The organism is Trebonia kvetii, assembly GCF_007827045.1.
Taxonomy (GTDB): Bacteria; Actinomycetota; Actinomycetes; order Streptosporangiales; family Streptosporangiaceae; genus Trebonia; species Trebonia kvetii.
The window spans coordinates 786,518-804,467 of sequence record NZ_RPFW01000004.1 but is presented as its reverse complement, the minus strand read 5'-3'; the positions used below and the strand labels follow the sequence as shown (position 1 = coordinate 804,467).

Here is a 17,950-nt window from a genome sequence, read left to right as displayed (position 1 = left end):
ATGGCGGGCACCGAAGGCGACGCGGGCCCGGGCCCCGGCCCGGCAGGGGCTGCGCCGGCGCCCGCTGTGCCGCTGCGGACGGTGCTGCGCGAGTGGGGCCGGATCGGTGTCATCGGATTCGGCGGACCGCCCGCGCACATCCGGCTGCTACGGCAGCTGTGCGTCGAGCGGAGGGGCTGGCTGGATGCGACCGAGTTCGAGGACGCGATCGCGGTCTGCAACCTGATGCCGGGGCCGGCCTCGACGCAGCTGGCTATCTTCTGCGCCTGGCGGCTGCGCGGCCGGGCCGGCGCCCTGGTCGGCGGCGCCGGGTTCTTCATGCCCGGCCTGGTCGTCATTCTCGCGCTTTCTGTGCTGTTCGTGTCCGCCTCTCCCCCGCTCGCCGTGCTCGGCGCCGGGGCAGGCGCGGGCGGCGCCGTCCCCGCGGTCGCGCTCGCGGCCGGAGCCTCGCTCGCCACCCCGAGCTGGCGGAACAGGCCGGCCACGGCGCGCTGGTTCTGCTACCTGGCCGCAGGACTCGCCGCGGCCGCGACCATCGGCCCCTGGCTTGTCGCCGTGCTGCTTGCCTGCGGCGCGGTCGAACTCGCCGTCCAGCGCCGGCGCGGGCCGCATCCGCCCACGCCGGACCCGCCCAGGGAGCGCCCGCATGAGCAAGAGCGGGAGCCGGGCACGGAGGGCGGGCCGGGCACGGAGGGCGGGCTGGGCACGGAGGGCGGGCCCGGCATGCTCCGCGGCCTTGCGGCCGCGCCGCTCGCGCTCACCTGGGCGGTCGGCGGCGGAGTGCTCGCGTCCATCGCGTGGGTGGCGATCAAGGTCGGCGGGCTATCGTTCGGCGGCGGGTTCGTGATCATCCCGCTGATGCAGGCCGACGCCGTCAGCCGCTACCACTGGATGACCGGCCCGCAGTTCCTCAACGCGGTCGCGCTCGGCCAGGTTACGCCGGGTCCCGTGGTGCAGACCGTGGCCGTGGTGGGCTACGCGGCGGCGGGGATCGCGGGCGGACTCCTTGCCTCCGCGGTCGCGTTCGCGCCGTCGTTCGCCTTGGTGCTGCTCGGCGCCCGGCACTTCGACCGGATCCGCGGTGACCGCCGGGCCCGCGCCTTCCTGCAGGGCGCGGGGCCCGCCGCGATCGGCGCGATCTTCGGCTCCGCGATCACGCTCGCCAGGGAGATTTCCCACCCATGGCAGTACCTGGTGCTTGCCGGGGCGCTCGTGCTGCTGTTCCCGCTGCGCCGCGGCGTCGTGCTCACCCTGCTGTCCGCCGCGGCCGTCGGCGTCACCGTGGCGCTGGCAACGGGAACCGTGGCGCCGTGACGCGCCGCAGGGACGCTGACCGCCGGACCCGCGCCACCCCAGCACGCGGGCCCGACGGTGCCAGGGACTACCCGATGGCCGGCCGGTGCGCCGGGTCGGTGTACCAGGGGTAGCGCTCCTCGTGCGCGGCGGCGACGCGGAATGCGGTCACGTCGTCGTAGGTCTTGCCGACAATCGATAGGCCGGTCGGCACGCCGTTGCCCGCGCGCCCTGACGGGACGCTGAGCACCGGGCAGCGGCTGGCGATGTTGAACGGGACCGTCATCATCACGTCCATCCAACTGCTGTCGTTGCGTCCCTCGGGGATGTCGCCGTGATCCCATTCCGCGGGCAGCGCCGGGACCGCCATCGTCGGGCAGATCAGCGCGTCGTACTCCTCGAGGAGTTCGCCGAGCGGATAGTAGAGCGCCGCCTCCAGCTCAAGCCCCTGGTAGTAGTCCTCCTTCGCGATCTCGTCGCTCTCCGCGACGAACGCCCGCGCGTAGGAGGTGAGATCGTCGCCATGCGCCTCAAGCAGCGGGCGAACCGACGGCCCGAAGATCATCCCGAAGTGAATCCGCGCCGCGCGGATGATGTCCGCGAGCTTCCACGGCAGCGACACCTCGGTGACGACCGCGCCCGCCTCGCGCAGCCGTTCCGCGGCCGCGAGAGTGTTCGCCGCGACGTCGGCGTCCACGTCGAAGCAGCCGAGGTCGGGACTGAGCGCGATGCGCAGGCCAGCCGCCGGTTCGAGCGGCGACGGAATCACCAGCTTGGGCCGCAGCGACACCACGTCAGACGGGTGCGGCCCGGCGATCACGTTCTCGAGCAGCGCGACGTCCGCGACGGAGCGCGCCATCGGGCCCTCGTGGCAGTAGTGGTCGAGGTTGAATGGCGGGAACTCGGGCACCCGGCCGTACGGCGGCTTGAACCCGGTCACGCCGCAGAACGAGGACGGGATACGGATCGATCCGCCGATGTCGGACCCGGTGGCCAGCGTCGTGCTGCCCGCGGCGAGCGCCGCCGCCGAGCCGCCGCTCGACCCGCCTGGCGAGTACGCTAGATTCCACGGGTTGCGGGTCACGCCCCACAGCTTCGTCCAGGTGACCGGCGCGCAGCAGAACTCGGGTGTGGTGGTCCGCGCGTGCACGATGCCGCCCGCGTCGATGATCCGCTGCACGAACGGCGCGGTCACGGTCGCCACCTCGTCGCGCAGCGGCAGCGAGCCGAGCGTGTTGCGGTGCCCGGCGATCGGCGCCTCCTCCTTAACCGCGACCGGCAGGCCCTCGAGCGGCCGCGCGTCGCCGGCCAGGTACCGCTTCTCCGCCGCGCGGGCGGCGTCGAGCGCCTGGTCGTAGAACATCTCAGCGAACGCGTTGACGGACGGCTCGACCGCCTCGGCGCGTTCGATCACGGCCGAGACAAGCTCGACAGGGGACGCCTCACCGGACCGGAACAGGCGCAGCGCCTCGGTCGCCGACAGGTAATGCACTGATTCTCCTCTGTGGTTGCCATCCGGGGCGCGGGACGCTCTCCCGCAGTAGCCGGGTGTAGGCGTGCTGCGGGTCGTCGAGCACGGTGCCCGTCGCCCCCCGCTCCACGACGCTGCCCTTGCGCATGACGATGACCTGCTCGGTGAGCTGCCGCACGACAGCGAGGTCGTGGCTGATCAGCAGGTAGCTGATGCCGGTCGCGTCCCTGATGTCGGCGAGCAGGTTGAGCACCTGCGCCTGGATGGACACGTCGAGCGCGGCGACCGACTCATCGAGGATCAGCACCTTCGGCTCGGCGGCGAGCGCCCTGGCGATCGCCACCCGCTGCCGCTGCCCGCCGGACAGCGACTTGGGCGGAACCGACCGCTGCCTGGTGTCGAGGCCGACGAGACCGGCGAGCTCGGCCACCCGCTCCCTGCGCCGCGCCGCGTCCCAGCCGTGGTGAATGCGCAGCACCTCGTCGATCGCGGTCTCCGCGCTGTGCCTGGGGTCGAGGCTGGTGTACGGGTCCTGGAAGACGATCTGCACCTCGCGGCCGCGCTTCCGGCGCTTGCCCGCCGCGCGGACGGGAGCGCTCCGGTCGTTGCCGCAGGCGCTGATCCGCCCGCTGGTGGGACGCTCGAGGCCGATGATCATCCGGGCGATCGTTGTCTTGCCCGAGCCGGACTCCCCCACGATCGCCAGCGACTGGCCCTCGCCGATGGCGAACGACACGCCGTCCACCGCGACCAGGTCGCCGTACTCCTTGCGCAGGTTCTCCACCTCGAGGACGTCAGGCATCAGTCGTCACCCCCAGCGTGCCGCGCAGCTGCGCCGCGCGCAGGCAGCGGGACTGCCCGCCGTCCAGTTCTGTCAGCATCGGCAGCTCCGTCTCACAGCCGGGCGCGGCATGCGCGCAGCGGGGCGCGAACGCGCAGGCGGTATCCGGCGCCTCGAACCCCGACAGCGGCCGGCCGGGTATCGCCTGCAGCCGTGCCTGCGACCTGCCGATGTCCGGACGTGCCGCGCCGAGGGCCGCGGTGTACGGATGCAGCGGGTCGGTGTGCAGCAGGGCCGAGTCGCGGACCTCCACCACTTGGCCGGCGTACATGACCGCGGTCCTGTCGCAGACCGCGGCGGCCAGCTCGAGGTCGTGGGTGATGAACAGCAACGCCAGATCGAAGTCGCGGCGCAACTCGGCGAGGATCGCCATCACCTCGGCCTGCGTGGTCACGTCGAGCGCGGTCGTGGGCTCGTCGGCGAGCAGCAGCCGCGGCCTGGTGAGCAGCGCCGCGGCGATCATGACGCGCTGCAGCATGCCCCCTGACAGCTCGTGCGGGTACCTGGCCAGGAGCTTGGCGTCCAGCCCGACCTGGCCCAGCATGTCGGCGGCACGCTCCATGGCCGCGGCCTTCTTGACGCCGGCGTTGGTACGCAGCGCCTCGGTCATGAAGTCGCCGATCTTGCGCACCGGGTTGACGTGCGCGCGCGGGTCCTGGAAGACCATGGCGACCTGGCCGCGGTAGCCGCGCAGACCCTTGCCGTCGAGCGCGTTGACGTCGGTGCCGTCGAACGTGATCGTGCCCTGCGTCCGCGCGCCGCGCGGCAGCAGCCGGCCGATCGCGCGTGCGGTCATCGACTTGCCTGAACCGGACTCGCCGACGAGGCCGACAGCCTCGCCTGGCCGGATCGCGAGGTCGACGCCGCGCAGCACCGTCCCTGGCCCAAGTGTCACCCGCAGGCCGGCCACCTCGAGCAGGTTCCCCATCTCGAACAGGTTTGGGTGGGTCATCGGACCGCCTCCCGCTCAAGTAGACGCTCGCCGAGCACGTTGACCGCGATCACCACGGCGACCACGCACAGGGCCGCCGTGAGCGCCGGCAGCGGGTAGCCCTGCATGATGCCCGGCTGGTTCTCGGAGATCATCACGCCCCAGTTGGGTGCGGGCGGCTGCACGCCAAGCCCGAGGAACGAGATCGCGGCCAGGTCGACCATCGCGTAGCCGAACAGCACGGTGGCCTGGGCGACGATCATCCGCGACATGTTCGGCAGGATGTGGGCCAGGCAGATCCGCGGCACCGACGCGCCCTGGACCTCGAGCGCCTGCACGTAGGGCTGGCTGCGTTCGCGCAGCGCGCCGGCCCGCAGCACCCGGGCGACGTAGGGCAGGTAGGCGATGGACAGCGCCACGGCCGCGGCGGTGAGCCCCGCGCCGAACACCGTCGTCGCGAGCACCGCGAGCAGGATGCCGGGGAAGGCGAACAGCACGTCAAGACCCGAGGAGATGACCGCATCGGTCGCGCCGCGCCGCCAGGCGGCGATGAGCGCGAACGCCGCGCCGCCCGCCATCGCGAGCGCGACGACGACAAGCGGCCCCAGCATCGAGGACTGCGCGCCCGCAAGCAGCCGGGACAGCACGTCGCGGCCCTGGAAGTCGAAGCCGAGCAGGTGGCCGGAGACCGGGCCCACCCAGGCGATCTGCAGGTCCGGCGCGTTCGGGTCGTAGGGCGCGAGCCAGGGGCCGAACAGCGCGGCGAGCACGGCGAGGGCGATGACGACCGCGCTGGCGGTCCCCGACTTGCCGAGCCTGCCTGGCGTCCGAATGAAGCTCCGTGCCCTGGTGAAGGTCAGTGCGGTCATGACGCCCTCGCTCCCAGCTTGACGCGCGGGTCGAGCACCGCGTAGAGGAGATCGGCGAACAGGTTGACCACGACGAACGCGGTAACCAAGACCAGCGATATGCCCTGCACCACCGCGAGGTCCTTGGACTGCGCGGCCTGCACGAGGTAGGCACCGAGCCCGTTCATCGAGAACGCGGTCTCCACCACCGCGGCCACCGCGATCAGCGACGCCACCGTGATCGCCGAGACCGTGGTGATCGGGATCGCCGCGTTGCGCAGGATGTGCCGCTGGATGATCTGCCGCGGCGGTATGCCGCGGCTGATCGCGGTCTGCACGTGTTCGCGGTCCGCCTCCTCGCGGATCGCCGCCCTGGTGACCCGGGCGACGATCGCCAGCGAACTGAGCGCGAGCGCGACCGCGGGCAGGGTGAATGTCCGCAGGTTGCTGAGGAACCCGCCGCCGGTGCCCGTCGACAGGGCGGGGAACCAGCCGAGCTTGACCGCGAACACCGTGATCAGCACGATCGAGGCGACGAACGAGGGGATCGCCGCCGTCACCGCGGTGCTGACGAGCGTCGAGGTGTCGAGCCAGCCGGGTCGCAGTCCGGCCACGACGCCGAGCGCGATGCCGACGAGGCAGATGATCAGGCTCGCGTACAGCACAAGGCCGGCAGTGGTCCAGATCCGGTTGCCGATCAGGGTGGAGACATTCTCCCGCAGCGTGATCGAGATCCCGAGGTTGCCGTGCACCACACCGTCCAGCCAGTATCCGTACTGCGCGAGGAACGGATCATTGAGGTGATAACGCTGGTCGAGGATGGCCACGCTGGCTGCGGGGAGTGCCCTGCCGCCGGACAGTGCCGCGAGTGCACTGCCCGGCGCCATGTACATCGCGCCGAAGATCACGAAGCTGGCGACGAGCAGGCTGCCGATCAGCATCGCCATCCGGCGGGCGAGGAAGCGCATGCTTTCCCCTACTTCCCGCCGAGAGTGTTGGCCCACGGCGCGAACATGTAGGCGAACGAGCCGGTCGCGCCGGTGATGCTGTCGTTCATCATCAGCACGTTCGTCGGCTGCGCGTTGGGGATCCACGGCAGGTCCTTGGCGGCTAGCTGCTCGGCCTTGGCGACGAGCGCGGCCCGGGCGTTCAGGTCGGCGGTGCCCCGGGCCTGCTGGAGCAGCGAGGTCAGCTGCGTGTTGCTGTAGCTGTCGTAGTTCTGCGACCCATTGGGCAGCACCACGGTGGCGAGCAGCGCGGCCGGGTCGGCGTAGTCGCCGTAGTTCACCGTGATCCAGCCGTCCACGCCCTTGCGCGCCGAGGCCGAGGTGAAGAAGTTGATGTAGTTGTCCGCCGACACCGAGTCGAGTTTGACCTTCAGCCCGATCGCCTCCGCGGCCTGCTGGTAGGCGCCGGTCTCCGCCGCGATGCTCGGGATCTGGCTTGACGTGCCGAGGGTGATCGTCTGGCCCGCCGCTCCCGCCTGCTGCACCAGCTTCTTCGCCGCGGCCAGGTTCTGGTTCATCACCGCCGAACCGTTGTAGGCGGTGTTGAACACCTGCGTGCCGTAGCCGAACGCGCCGGGGTTGGCCAGCCAGCGCGGCATCAGCGCCGCGCCGTCGTACACCTGGCTGATGATGGACTTGCGGTTGAGCGCGAGCGACAGCGCCTGGCGCACCTTCACGTTGGCGAGCGGACCCGAGTTCGCCGCAACCACGAACGCGTCGGTCTCCCAGCCCGGGCCCTGGTAGACCTTGACGTTCTTGCTCTTCTGCAGCTGGCTGAGCGTGGACAGGCCGAAGTAGTAGGAACCCTGAATTGCCCCGGTGAGCATGCCTGAGGTGAGGCTCGTGGGGTCGGGCACGCCCTTGAGCACGATCTGCTGAACCATCGGGTGGACGGAGTGGTCCCAGTAGTTCTTGCCGGCCACAGCGGTGACGCCGACACCAGGCGTCCACGACTTGAGCTTGTACGCGCCGGTGCACATGATCGACCCGGCGGGCGTGCCGTAATTCTTGCCCTGCTTTTCCGCGAACGCCTTCTCGATGATCACGCCGCCCATCGACGCCAGTTCGCCTGGCAGCCAGTAGTCGGGCTGCTTGAGGGTGATCGTCACCTGGTCGGCGCCGGTCGCCGCGATGGACTTCACCCGGTCGAACCCCTGGCCGTAGAAACCGCCGGTCGCGGGGTTCATCTGCCGGTCCAGGCTGTAGACGACGTCGGCCGGGGTCACCGGGTGGCCGTCCCAGAACGCGGCGCCCTTGCGGATCGTGAAGACGATCGAGGTCGACGACGGATACGTCACCGTGGCAAGGCCGGGGGCCAGCGAGCCGTCCGGCTGCTGGCGCAGCAGCGACTCGCACATCAGCGAGATCGCGGTGTTCTCTGGGTAGTCGAACGCGAAGGCGGGGTCGAGCGAGTTCACGTCACGGTAGACGGCCCAGGTCAGGCTGGTGACCTGCTTGGTGCCCGCCGGCGTGGTGGCGACGAGTCCCGCAGTGGGCGAGAGCGCGGCCGGCGCGGCGGAGGTAGCTGAGCTGAGCGAGCGGCCGCAGGCCGGCAGGCCGACCAGCAGGGCGAGAGCGGCTGTGTAGCGAAGCCAACGGCGAGTCATGGCCGTAGTGAACTTTATGGACAAATATCTTGTCAATGGTTATGACCAAGCATTTGCCGTACAGTGTCCATAACACAAAGAAAGGGGTCCCATGAGCGGTCTGCCGCGGGGCAGCCTTACCCGCGAACTGCTCGTCCGCGAGTCGCTTCGACTGCTCGACAAGGACGGCGTGGCGGGATTCAGCCTGCCCAAGCTCGGCCGTGCGCTCGGTGCGGACCCGACCGCGATCTACCGGCACTTCGCGAGCAAGGACGACCTGATCCTGGCCATCGCGGACGCGATGATCGAGGAAGGTCTCAGCGGGATCGAGCCCTCCGAGTGCTGGATCGAGACGCTGCGCGACCTCGCCCGCCGAGCCCGCCACACCTCGCTGGCGCACCCGGCCGCCGCTTCGCTGACCAACTACCGGACCACGCAGGGGCCCGCGGAGATGCGCGCGGTCGACATCATCATCGGCGCGCTGCACCAGGCCGGCTTCACCGGGAAGGAGGCGGCGGTGGTCTACCGGGCGTTCGGCGACTTCACGCTCTTCTGGTCCGGCGGCGAGGCGACGTTCCTGGCACTCGACGAGGCCGCGCAGCGCAAGGACAGGGAAGCGTGGACGCGCGCGTACCTGGTCGCCGACCGCACGGTGTACCCGGACATCTGGTGCGTCCGCGAGGAACTGCCCGTCGTCAAGGACGACGACATCTTTGAGACGATCCTGTCCCTCGTCCTCGGCGGCATCGCGGCGCGCGCGCCGCGCCCGTGCGCGTGCGAGGCGCACGCGAGGGCGCCCCGCTAGCCCGCCATCCGTTCCCTGGCGGCCTTGATCGTCGCCCGCTGACCGGAATCGAGGTACTCCTCGATCCTGGTGATGTGCCCGTCGCCGACCCGCAGGTACATCGCGGCGTGCAACGCGACCTCGGCGCCGTCGGGCAGGCGGCCGCGCAAGACATGCTGCTGCAGCACGCCGTCCGGCGCCGGGACCCGCCGGATCACGTCATAGCGCAGGCCGGACACCACCCGGTGCAGGCCCGCGAGGACCTTCAGGTTCTCCTCCACGGGCTGCTCGAGCAGGTCGTCGTTGTGCCAGATCACGGCGTCCGGCGCGTAGATCTCGCGCAGCGCGGCGATGTCGCCTGCCTCCAGGGCGGCGAAGAAGCGCACCACCAGTTGCTCGCTCATCGCAGCACCTTTCCTGCCAACGCGGCGATCGTCTTCTCGTATCCCCAGTCGCCGCCCGCGGGCACCGGGAACAGGACCGGCAGGTCGACGCCCGCCGCCTGGTACTGCGCGACCCGTTCCAGGACCTCATCCGCGCTGCCGTGCGCCACGAACCCGTCGGCGACCTGCTGCGGCACCAGGGCGGCGGCGCCCGCGCGGTCACCCGCGAGCACCCGCTCGCGGGCAGCCCGCAGGCTCGGGCCGCCGTCAAGCTCGCCGAACAGCCGCGGCGCCGCGGGATGCAGCACGTAGCTTGGCACGATGCCCCGCGCCGCCGCCGCGGCCGCGGCCCTGCCATCGGCACCGTCGTCGGCGACGCGGCAGTGCACGACGCAGGCGACCTCGACCGACGCCGGGTCACGCCCGGCGGCCAGCGCCGCCGCGCGGACGGTCCGCGCCGCCTCGCCCGCCTGGGCCGGCGTCATGAGGTTGAGTATCACGCCGTCGGCGATCCGGCCTGCCAGCTCGAGCATCCGCGGCCCGAGCGCGGCCAGGTAGACGGGCAGGTCGGCGCGCACCGGCGGGCTGTCAAGGGGAACCATGCCCGCCCGGAAGACCCGGCCCCGGTACCCGCCCGTACTGCCGCCGAGTACCGAGCGGACCACAGCCGTGTATTCCTCGATCATCGTCAGCGGCGGGAACGGCTCGATGCCGAAGCGCGCGTTCATCACCGTGTTCGCCACGCCGAGGCCGAGGACGAGGCGGCCGCCGCTCGCGTGGTCGAGCTGCGCCGCGGTCTTGGCGGCAAGCACGGGCGGGCGCAGCGCGGCGTTGGTGATCGCGGTCCCGATCCGGACCTGCCGCGTCGCGGCCGCCACCGGGTGGCACAGCGCGAGCGCGTCACCGTGCCCCTCCGCGACGAACACCGCGCCGAAGCCGGCCAGTTCCGCGGCCTGCGCCACCGCGCCGACCCCGGCGGGCGGCAGCCCGCTGTGCGAGGCGATTGACAGGCCCAGGGGCATGGTCATGGACGCGCCTCTCCCATCTTCTCTGGCCCCCTCATTTCCTGTCGCGCCAGCTGAGCCCGCAGCTCTCGCTTGAGCACCTTGCCGGTGCTGGTGCGCGGGAACGAGTCGGCGAATTCGACGCTCTTGGGGCACTTGAAGTGCGCGAGCCGCTCCCGGCACCAGCCGATGATCCCGGCGTCCGACAGGGCGTCCGCCTGACCGGCCCGCGGGATGATCACCGCGTGCACGGCCTCGCCCCACCTGGCGTCCGGCCGCCCGACCACCGCCACGTCGGCGACCGCCGGGTGGGCGGCGAGCACGGCCTCGACCTCGGCGGGATAGATGTTCTCGCCGCCGCTGATGATCATGTCCTTGGCCCGGTCGAGTATGTAGAGATAGCCGTCCGCCGTCAGCCGGACGATATCGCCGGTGCGGTACCAGCCGCCGTCGGCGAAGGCCGCGGCTGTCGCGTCGGCGTCGCGCCAGTATCCGGAGAACAGGCACTCGCCGCGGATGAGCAGCTCACCCGGTGTCTCCGGCGGCAGGTCGCGGCCGTCAGGATCGACGACGCGCACCTCCCAGCCGAATGAGACCTTGCCAGCGCTGCCCAGCCGCGGATGGCCCGGCTGGTGATCGGCGGGGGCGAGCAGGCTGATCATGGACTGGCTCTCGGTGTTGCCGTAGATCTGCCGGAAACGGCAGCCGAATGTCTCGACCGCGGCGGTCAGCAGGGACGGGGTGATCGGCGCCGTGCCGTAGGCGATCTCGCGCAGGCTGGACAGGTCGGCCGCGTCGCGGCGGCGGACCTCCGCGACGAGCATGTCGATAAGCGAAGGCCCCGCGGTGAAGAACTCGATCCTGTCCGCCTCGATGGCGTCGATGGCCGCCGCGGGGTCGAACGCCGTGTGGATGTGCACCGTTCCCGCGGTGAGCAGCGCCTGCAGACACTGCCCGAAGCCGCCCAGGTGAAACAGCGGCAGGATCTGCAGGTGATGCGACCCGGCGACCTGGTCACCGATCTCGATGGCGAAGTCGGCGAGGCTCGCCATCAGCGCGCCGTGCCGCAGCGGTATCGCCTTGGCCCGTCCGGTGGTCCCGCTGGTGTGCACGAGAGCCAGCACGGTGTCGCCGGTCAGCGCGGGCCGGGGCGGAACTGGCCCGGCCAGCGCCGCGCCGTCACGCCACCCGGGCGGCACCGGCCCGCCGCCGATGATCGCACGGTCCGGCGCCTCTCCCGCGGACCTAGCGGCAGGCCAGGCCGCGTCGGCGAGGCCGGCGAACTCGGCGTCGGCCGCGATCGCGACCGGCTTGACCAGGTCGAGCACCTCGGTGAGCTCGCGGGCCGACAGCCGCCAGTTGACGAACGCGGGCGTGGCGCCCGCGCGCATCACCGCGAAGGCGTGCACCAGGAAATCGGCGCTGTTCTTCGCGAGGATCGCGACCACGTTCCCCGGGGCCGCGCCAAGGCCGGCCCAGCCACCCGCCAGGCGCTCCACCTCGGCACGCAGCCGCGCGTAGTCATAGACGGCTCCCCTGTCGTCGGCGAGCGCGGTCACCTGCGGGTGCACGTTCGCGCGCCAGTCGAGAACGTGGATGAAGCTCTGCATAAGGACGTATCGTTGCAGAAACGACTTCTGTAGGACAGACTTCCCGCATGAATTTTACCGACCTGGCCGGCGTGCTCGCTGACGTGCGGCGCGGCATGATCCCCGCGCACGTCTACGGCGACCCGGAGATCTTCGCCGCCGAACGGGACCGGCTGTTCGCCAGGTCTTGGGTGTTCCTCGCGCACGAGTCGGAGATACCCGAGCCAGGCGACTACGTGGTCCGCAGGGTGCTCGCCGACTCGTTCATCGTGGCCAGGGACGAGTCGGGCACGGTCCGGGTCATGTTCAACATGTGCCTGCACCGCGGCATGCAGGTGTGCCGCGCCGAGATGGGCAACGCCTCGCACTTCCGGTGTCCCTACCACGCCTGGACGTACCGCAACGACGGCCGGCTGGCCGGCCTGCCGTTCCACGCCGAGGCCTACGGCGGCGAAGACGGCTTCCCGCGGCAGGACCAGTCCCTGCTGTCCGCCCCGTCCATGGACATCCACAACGGCCTGATCTTCATCAGCCTCGATCCCGGTGCGCCGCCGCTGCGCGACTACCTCGGGGACTTCGCCTTCTACCTCGACTTCTACACCCGGCAGAGCCCGGCGGGCATCGAGCTGCGCGGCCCGCAGCGCTGGCGGATCAAGGCGAACTGGAAGATCGGCGCGGAGAACTTCGCGGGCGACAGCTACCACACGCCGCACACCCACGCCAGCGTGGTGGACATCGGGCTGTTCCGCGAGCCGAAGGCGAGCAAGCGCAAGGAGGGCGCGCTCTACGTGGCGGGCCCAGGCGCGGGCACCACCTACAAGCTGCCGCCAGGCGGCGACTTCGCCGGCCAGCTGCGCTACGTCGGCTACCCGGACGCGATGATCGGCGGCATGGCCGAATCATGGTCGGCCCGGCAACGGGCGCTCGTGGAGGACAGCGGCTTCATGGTGTCGGCGGCGACGCTGTTCCCCAACCTGAGCCTGGTGCACAACTGGCCGCAGATCGACGCCGACGGCACCGTCGCCCCGTTCATCTCGCTGCGCCAGTGGCAGCCGGTCAGCGAGCGAGAGACCGAGGTGCTGTCCTGGTTCGCCGTCGACGCCGCGGCGCCCGAGGAGTTCAAGCGCAACTCCTATAAGGCCTACCTGATGTGCTTCGGCAGCTCCGGCATGTTCGAGCAGGACGACGTGGAGAACTGGGTCTCCATCACCGAGATGGCGGCGGGCTCGATGGCGCGGCGGCTCAACCTGAACAGCCGGATGGGCCTCACCTCGGCCGGCCAGCCGATCAAGCCACCGCTCGCCGCGTTCGCTGGCCCTGGCGTCGCCTACCAGGGGTTCGGCGAGTTCAACCAGCGGCACTGGCTGCGCCAGTGGACCGATCACCTCGAGCGCGAGCCCGCGGTCAGCGCTGCCCCGGCAGGCGCGCGCACCGACATGGGCGGCGTGCGATGACCGCCCAGACTGGCAAGCCGCTGCCGCTCCCCTACTCCGACACCGCGCACCAGGCGGCGCACCAGTTCCTCGTCGAGGAGGCCGCGCTGCTTGACGCGGCCGACTACGCCGGCTGGCTCGGCCTGCTGTGCGAGGACATCCGCTACCTGATGCCCGTCCGGGTGACGACCGCCCGCGGGGCCGGCTTCGACACGCTTTCCGACATGGGTCACTTCGACGAGGACATGTACGCGCTGCGCAAGCGGGTGGAGCGGCTGGCCACCGACCACGCGTGGACCGAGGACCCGCCGTCGCGCACCAGGCACTTCGTCACCAACGTGCGGACCTTCGCCCGCGGCGACACGGAGCTGCGCGTCGAGTCGGCCGTGCTGCTGTTCCGCAGCAGGGGCGACACCCGCGAGGCCGACCTGGTCTCGGCCGGCCGCACCGACGTGCTGCGGGAGACCGCCGGCGGGCTGCGGCTCGCCAGACGGGAGATCCTGGTGGACGAGGCGGTGCTGCGCACCCAGAACCTGGCGGTTTTCCTATGACAGAAGTCCACCGAACGGGTGCGGCGTCCATCCGGCTGGGCAACGAGTTCACCGAGGTCGTGGTGGAGCCGGTGCGGACGCGTAACGGCATGCGGCTGCGCATCTTCGTGCCGAGTTCTGGCCGCCAGATCATGCTCTGCCCGCTCGAACTCGAGGCGCTGACCTGGCAGGGCCACGAGCTGTTCACGGCGTTGCTCAGGACGCCGCACGGGCCGGAGGGTGAGGACTGATGGGCTGGCTCGACGGCAAGCGCGCGCTCGTCGTGGGCGCGGGCTCCGGGATCGGCCGCGCGGTCGTGACCGAGTTCAGCCGGGAGGGCGCCCGGGTCGCGGCGCTTGAAGTGTCGCGGGACAAGGCGGACCAGCTGGCGGCGGAGGCGCCTGACTGCCTGGTCAGCCGCGGTGACGCCACGTCGATGGCCGACAGCCGGGCCGCCGTGGCGGCGGTCACCGGCGCGTTCGGCGGCCTTGACGTGCTGGTGAACTGCGTCGGGATCTTCGACTTCTACCGCGGCCTGTCCGATATCGACGACGACCAGCTCGACGCGGCGTTCGACGAGATCTTCGCGGTCAACGTCAAGAGCCACCTGGTCAGCGTGCGCGCGGCGCTGCCCGAGCTGCGCAAGTCCGGCGGGTCTGTCGTGCTCACGGTCTCGACGTCCGGCTTCTACCCCGGCCGCGGCGGGATCCTGTACGTGGCGTCCAAGTTCGCGGTCCGCGGCTGCGTGATCTCGCTCGCGCACGAGCTCGCGCCGGACGTCCGTGTCAACGGCGTTGCGCCCGGCGGCACGCTCGGCACCGAGCTGACCGGCCCGCGAAGCCTGGGAATGTCGGATCAGGTGCTCGGCTCGGCACCCGGCCGCGAACAGGAGCTGCGCGACCGCACGCCGCTGCGGGTCGCGCTCACCGGCGCGGATCACGCCGGCAGCTACATGTTCCTCGCCTCAGACCGGGCGCGCGGCATCACCGGCACGATCGTGCACTCCGACGGGGGCATCGGCGTCAAGTAGCGCCGCAGATCCTGGAGGCGATGTCACGAGCGGGCAGGCCTGGGTGTCGAATCGACACGAGCGCGTTCGTAGCGATGATGAGGGGCAGTCGTCCGGGCTGCCCGTGAGCAGAGGAGCATGAGATGGCGCTGTACCTGATCGCCTTCAACGACGAGTGGGTGCCCGAACTCACGCTGGAGGATCTGCGCGAGAGGGGCGCGTCCGGGCGGGCCGTGATCGAGGAGATGACGGCCGCCGGCGTCTTCGTCTTCAGCGACGGCGGGCTCGACGCGTCGACCGCCATCTGCAGCGTCGACCCGGCCAGCGGTTCGCCCGTCTTCACCGACGGGCCGTTCACCGAGACCAAGGAGCACCTTGGCGGCTTCGCGGTTGTCGATGTGCCCGACGATGCCCAGGCGCGGTACTGGGCAGGCAGGATCGCGGTCGCGGTCGGCTGGCCGCAGGAGGTGCACCGCTTCCCGCATCGCACGCTGAACGCCGAGCGCTGACACGCGATTACCTGAGCAGCGTGCGGCCGCTGGCGATCGCGCCCAGCTTGTCGGGGTTGGCGAGCAGCTGGATCGCGGTGATGCGACCGTCGGCGACGGCCATCGTCAGAACGGCGATCGGACGGCCGCCGGCCGAGATCAACGTGCCGGGGGCGCCGTTGATCTCGGCCGCGTCGATGCTCATGGCCGAGATGTCGGTACCCATGTACGGCCGGGTGGCAATGCCCGCGATGAACCGCGCCACCTTGGCCGGGCCGGTGATCGGCCGCAGCGCCGCCTTCGCCTTGCCGCCACCGTCGCTGAGCAGCGTCACGCTGGGCGCGAGCACCGACACCAGGCCCTCGATGTCACCGCCCGCGGCGGCGGCGAGGAACCGGTCGGTGACCTCACGCTGCTGATTCCAGTCCACGTCGAACCGCGGCCTGCGCGCCTGGACGTGCTCGCGCGCCCGGTGGGCGAGTTGCCGCACGGCCGCATCCGGCTTACCGAGCGTGGCGCCGATCTCGGCGTGGGAGAACCCGAACACCTCACGCAGCACGAAGACGGCGCGCTCGTCCGGCGACAGCGACTCGAGCACCACCAGCATGGCCATCGACACCGACTCCGCCAGCTCCGCCCGGTCGGCGGGATCTGGTCCCGTCTCGGTGAGCAGGGGCTCAGGCAACCACGGGCCGACATAGGCCTCACGGCGCGCCCGCGCCGCGCGCAGCCGGTTGAGCGCGGTGTTGACGGCGATCCTGGCCAGGTAGGCTCCCGGGTCAGCGACCTGCGAGCGCGGCGCCGCCGACCAGCGCAGCCAGGCGTCCTGTACCGCGTCCTCGGCGTCGGTGATCGTGCCGAGCATCCGATAGGCCACCGCGAACATGAGGTCCCGGTGCGCCTCGAAGACCTCCGCGTCTCTGATGCCAGGGTCGTCGCTCGCGTCAGGCGGGTCGCTGCCGTCAGGCACTGGCGCCCGCCGCGATCTCGCACCGGTCCTTGAAGCCCTGCGACGTGAGCCCGAGCGCGGCGTTGATCCGGGACCGCAGGTTCTCCACCGCCACGATCGCGGTCAGCTCGATAAGCCGCGCGTCGCCGAGGTGACCGCGCAGCCGGGCCGCCATCTCGTCGGTGACGCTCGGCGGGGTGGCCGTCATCGCCTCGGCGTATTCGAGCACCAGCCGGTCAAGCTCGGTGAAGACGTCGCTATCGCGCCAGCGCGGCACGGCGCGGAGCTTCTCGGCAGGCACGTCGTGCTTCATGACAGACTCCCAGTAGCCGAAGTCCATGCACCACGAGCAGCCTATCGTCGCGGCCGCCATCATGACCGCCAGGTCCTTCAGCCCTCGGTCCAGCTTGTGCCACCGCTCCACCTGGAGCTCGAACAGCCCGTAGGCGAGGCCGACCGGCGCGTTGTGCGCCACCGCGGCCACCGGATCGAGTACGGTGCCGTACCTGCGGCGGCTGAACCGGGCGGCGAGCCGGTAGCTGAGCGTCCGTGGCGGATCAAGTGATATGCGCGCCATAACGGGGTCCCTTCCTTGCTCCGAGTTCCGCACATACTTAAGACACGGGCAGGCCGTCCAGATGTGACAGGCGCGAACCAGGAGTGGATCCCGTCAGGAACCCGCTAACGACCGGTCCGCCACCCAGGCCGCGATGAGGTCGGCCGCTTGATCCCGCGCGCCGTCGGGCTCAAGCAGGTAGTGGTCCGCCTTGATGAACTCGAGCGTCTTGTCGGCGGCGCCGACCGCGTCGAAGATCCGCCGGGCGTCGCTGTCGTACACGCAGGCGTCGGCCGTGGCGTGCACGACAAGCGACGGCACGGCGATCCTGGCCAGGTGCGGCGCCGCGATGCACTGCGAGGTCCGCAGGCTCCACATGGACAGCCAGGTGCGCAGCGTGCTGACCATGCCGACGCCGAACACGCCGTAGTTGGCCTTCACCGGCTCGCCGAGGTAGCACCAGTTCGGCCGCCGGTCCGACGGCTCGATCGAGGGGTCGATCATGCGCAGGTCCGCCCAGTTGCGGGCGAGGAGGAACAGCTTGTCCCTGGCCCTCGTGCCGTCCAGGGCATCCAGTTCGGCGAGCGCCCAGTCGGTGATCCGGTCATTGCGCTCCCGCTGGGCGCCGCGGTAGCGGAGCTGGAAGTCCGCGCTGTAGGGCGGCCCGTTGCCCGGGTTGAACGGGTCGAGCGCGGGGTCCACCGACAGCGGGTCGCGCTCGTCGGTGACCGACGGGTCAAGCCACGCGGTCAGCACCTCGGGCCTGCCGGAGTGCGCGGCGAGCGCGACGAACAGGTCGCCAGGCGGCAGGTCATCGAGGGCGGCGAGCGGCCGCATCCCGGTGACCGGCGTGACGTTCGGCTCGACGGCCTGCGAGTGGTAGGCGGCCATCAGCGACCCGCCGCCCGAGTTGCCGAGCAGCACCACCCGCTCCACCCCGGCCTGCTCGCGCAGCCAGCGGACACCGACGCCGATCTCCGCGAGCGCGTGGTCGAGCAGGAAGTTGGCCTCGTTGCCGCGGAACCTGGTGTTCCAGCCGAGGAAGCCGTACCCGCGCTCGGCCAGGTAGCTGGCCAGGTAGTGCTCGGAGAAGTCGACGTTGTAGTGGGACGCGATGAACGCCGTCGTGGGCGCCTGGCCGGCCGGCCGGTGGTAAATGCCCTGACAGGGGTGACCGCCCGCGCCCGCCCGGCCGATCGCCGGTGACGGCAGGCCAACGAACTCCCTGACGATATCGGCCAAGAGACA

General features: G+C 71.1%; 19 protein-coding genes. 7 read left to right on the top strand and 12 right to left on the bottom strand.

Translation table 11 applies throughout. The annotated features are described in order from the left end of the window. The gene (gene chrA, locus EAS64_RS23645; RefSeq protein ID WP_145856121.1) at positions 1-1,314 is read left to right on the top strand and encodes a chromate efflux transporter; all 1,314 of its coding nucleotides are present in this window, start codon (positions 1-3) and stop codon (positions 1,312-1,314) included. A 67-nt stretch (positions 1,315-1,381) separates the two neighbouring features. Here the strand turns inward: chrA and EAS64_RS23640 are convergent, their stop codons facing one another. Genes EAS64_RS23640 through EAS64_RS23615 form a run of 6 tightly spaced genes read right to left on the bottom strand, consistent with a single transcriptional unit; the run spans position 1,382 to position 7,998 of the window. Further along, complete coding sequence (locus EAS64_RS23640) at positions 1,382-2,785, bottom strand: amidase (protein WP_145856119.1); 1,404 nt, start codon at positions 2,783-2,785, stop codon at positions 1,382-1,384. After that, a complete protein-coding gene (locus EAS64_RS23635; RefSeq protein ID WP_145856117.1) occupies positions 2,736-3,566 on the bottom strand; it encodes an ABC transporter ATP-binding protein in 831 nt (276 codons plus the stop codon). The genes EAS64_RS23640 and EAS64_RS23635 overlap by 50 nt, the downstream gene beginning before the upstream one ends. Continuing rightward, a complete protein-coding gene (locus EAS64_RS23630; RefSeq protein WP_246115826.1) occupies positions 3,559-4,557 on the bottom strand; it encodes an ABC transporter ATP-binding protein in 999 nt (332 codons plus the stop codon). The genes EAS64_RS23635 and EAS64_RS23630 overlap by 8 nt, the downstream gene beginning before the upstream one ends. Beyond that, positions 4,554-5,405 carry an ABC transporter permease gene (locus EAS64_RS23625; protein ID WP_145856114.1) on the bottom strand — a complete coding sequence of 284 codons (852 nt, stop codon included), beginning with the start codon at positions 5,403-5,405 and terminating at the stop codon, positions 4,554-4,556. Before EAS64_RS23625 ends, EAS64_RS23630 begins: the two co-directional genes overlap by 4 nt. Then, the gene (locus EAS64_RS23620) at positions 5,402-6,352 is read right to left on the bottom strand and encodes an ABC transporter permease (RefSeq protein WP_145856112.1); all 951 of its coding nucleotides are present in this window, start codon (positions 6,350-6,352) and stop codon (positions 5,402-5,404) included. The genes EAS64_RS23625 and EAS64_RS23620 overlap by 4 nt, the downstream gene beginning before the upstream one ends. An 8-nt stretch (positions 6,353-6,360) precedes the next feature. Next, complete coding sequence (locus EAS64_RS23615; RefSeq protein WP_145856110.1) at positions 6,361-7,998, bottom strand: ABC transporter substrate-binding protein; 1,638 nt, start codon at positions 7,996-7,998, stop codon at positions 6,361-6,363. A 91-nt stretch (positions 7,999-8,089) separates the two neighbouring features. On the opposite strand from EAS64_RS23615, the gene EAS64_RS23610 reads away from it, so the two are divergent. After that, the gene (locus EAS64_RS23610; protein ID WP_145856108.1) at positions 8,090-8,782 is read left to right on the top strand and encodes a TetR/AcrR family transcriptional regulator; all 693 of its coding nucleotides are present in this window, start codon (positions 8,090-8,092) and stop codon (positions 8,780-8,782) included. Here EAS64_RS23610 and EAS64_RS23605 read toward each other — a convergent pair. From EAS64_RS23605 to EAS64_RS23595, 3 genes are read right to left on the bottom strand one after another with little or no spacing between them, the layout of a single operon-like run. Continuing rightward, a complete protein-coding gene (locus EAS64_RS23605; RefSeq protein WP_145856107.1) occupies positions 8,779-9,165 on the bottom strand; it encodes a nuclear transport factor 2 family protein in 387 nt (128 codons plus the stop codon). The genes EAS64_RS23610 and EAS64_RS23605 overlap by 4 nt on opposite strands. Further along, complete coding sequence (locus EAS64_RS23600) at positions 9,162-10,172, bottom strand: LLM class flavin-dependent oxidoreductase (protein WP_145856105.1); 1,011 nt, start codon at positions 10,170-10,172, stop codon at positions 9,162-9,164. Before EAS64_RS23600 ends, EAS64_RS23605 begins: the two co-directional genes overlap by 4 nt. Then, positions 10,169-11,758 (bottom strand): class I adenylate-forming enzyme family protein, encoded by a 1,590-nt coding sequence (locus EAS64_RS23595; protein WP_145856103.1) that lies wholly within the window; start codon positions 11,756-11,758, stop codon positions 10,169-10,171. The genes EAS64_RS23600 and EAS64_RS23595 overlap by 4 nt, the downstream gene beginning before the upstream one ends. 47 nt (positions 11,759-11,805) lie before the next feature. On the opposite strand from EAS64_RS23595, the gene EAS64_RS23590 reads away from it, so the two are divergent. The 5 genes from EAS64_RS23590 to EAS64_RS23570 all read left to right on the top strand — a co-directional run bounded on the left by EAS64_RS23590 (position 11,806) and on the right by EAS64_RS23570 (position 15,218). Then, on the top strand, positions 11,806-13,191 hold the full coding sequence (locus EAS64_RS23590; protein WP_246115825.1) for an aromatic ring-hydroxylating dioxygenase subunit alpha: 1,386 nt from the start codon (positions 11,806-11,808) through the stop codon (positions 13,189-13,191). Beyond that, on the top strand, positions 13,188-13,721 hold the full coding sequence (locus EAS64_RS23585) for a 3-phenylpropionate/cinnamic acid dioxygenase subunit beta (RefSeq protein WP_145856101.1): 534 nt from the start codon (positions 13,188-13,190) through the stop codon (positions 13,719-13,721). The genes EAS64_RS23590 and EAS64_RS23585 overlap by 4 nt, the downstream gene beginning before the upstream one ends. After that, entirely contained in the window at positions 13,718-13,951 is a 234-nt protein-coding gene (locus tag EAS64_RS23580; protein ID WP_145856098.1) for a dihydrodiol dehydrogenase, read from the top strand. The genes EAS64_RS23585 and EAS64_RS23580 overlap by 4 nt, the downstream gene beginning before the upstream one ends. Continuing rightward, complete coding sequence (hcaB, locus tag EAS64_RS23575) at positions 13,951-14,730, top strand: 3-(cis-5,6-dihydroxycyclohexa-1,3-dien-1-yl)propanoate dehydrogenase (RefSeq protein ID WP_246115824.1); 780 nt, start codon at positions 13,951-13,953, stop codon at positions 14,728-14,730. Before EAS64_RS23580 ends, hcaB begins: the two co-directional genes overlap by 1 nt. Before the next feature lie 122 nt (positions 14,731-14,852). Next, positions 14,853-15,218, top strand: a complete 366-nt coding sequence (locus tag EAS64_RS23570; protein ID WP_145856094.1) for a YciI family protein — start codon at positions 14,853-14,855, stop codon at positions 15,216-15,218. A gap of 7 nt (positions 15,219-15,225) precedes the next feature. Here the strand turns inward: EAS64_RS23570 and EAS64_RS23565 are convergent, their stop codons facing one another. From EAS64_RS23565 to EAS64_RS23555, 3 genes are all read right to left on the bottom strand, one after another. Continuing rightward, entirely contained in the window at positions 15,226-16,167 is a 942-nt protein-coding gene (locus EAS64_RS23565; RefSeq protein WP_246115823.1) for an RNA polymerase sigma-70 factor, read from the bottom strand. Then, on the bottom strand, positions 16,160-16,723 hold the full coding sequence (locus EAS64_RS23560; RefSeq protein ID WP_145856091.1) for a carboxymuconolactone decarboxylase family protein: 564 nt from the start codon (positions 16,721-16,723) through the stop codon (positions 16,160-16,162). Before EAS64_RS23560 ends, EAS64_RS23565 begins: the two co-directional genes overlap by 8 nt. Before the next feature lie 93 nt (positions 16,724-16,816). After that, positions 16,817-17,944: an alpha/beta hydrolase gene (locus tag EAS64_RS23555; RefSeq protein WP_246115822.1), complete on the bottom strand. Its 1,128-nt coding sequence runs from the start codon at positions 17,942-17,944 to the stop codon at positions 16,817-16,819. Between the last annotated feature and the right edge of the window lie 6 nt (positions 17,945-17,950).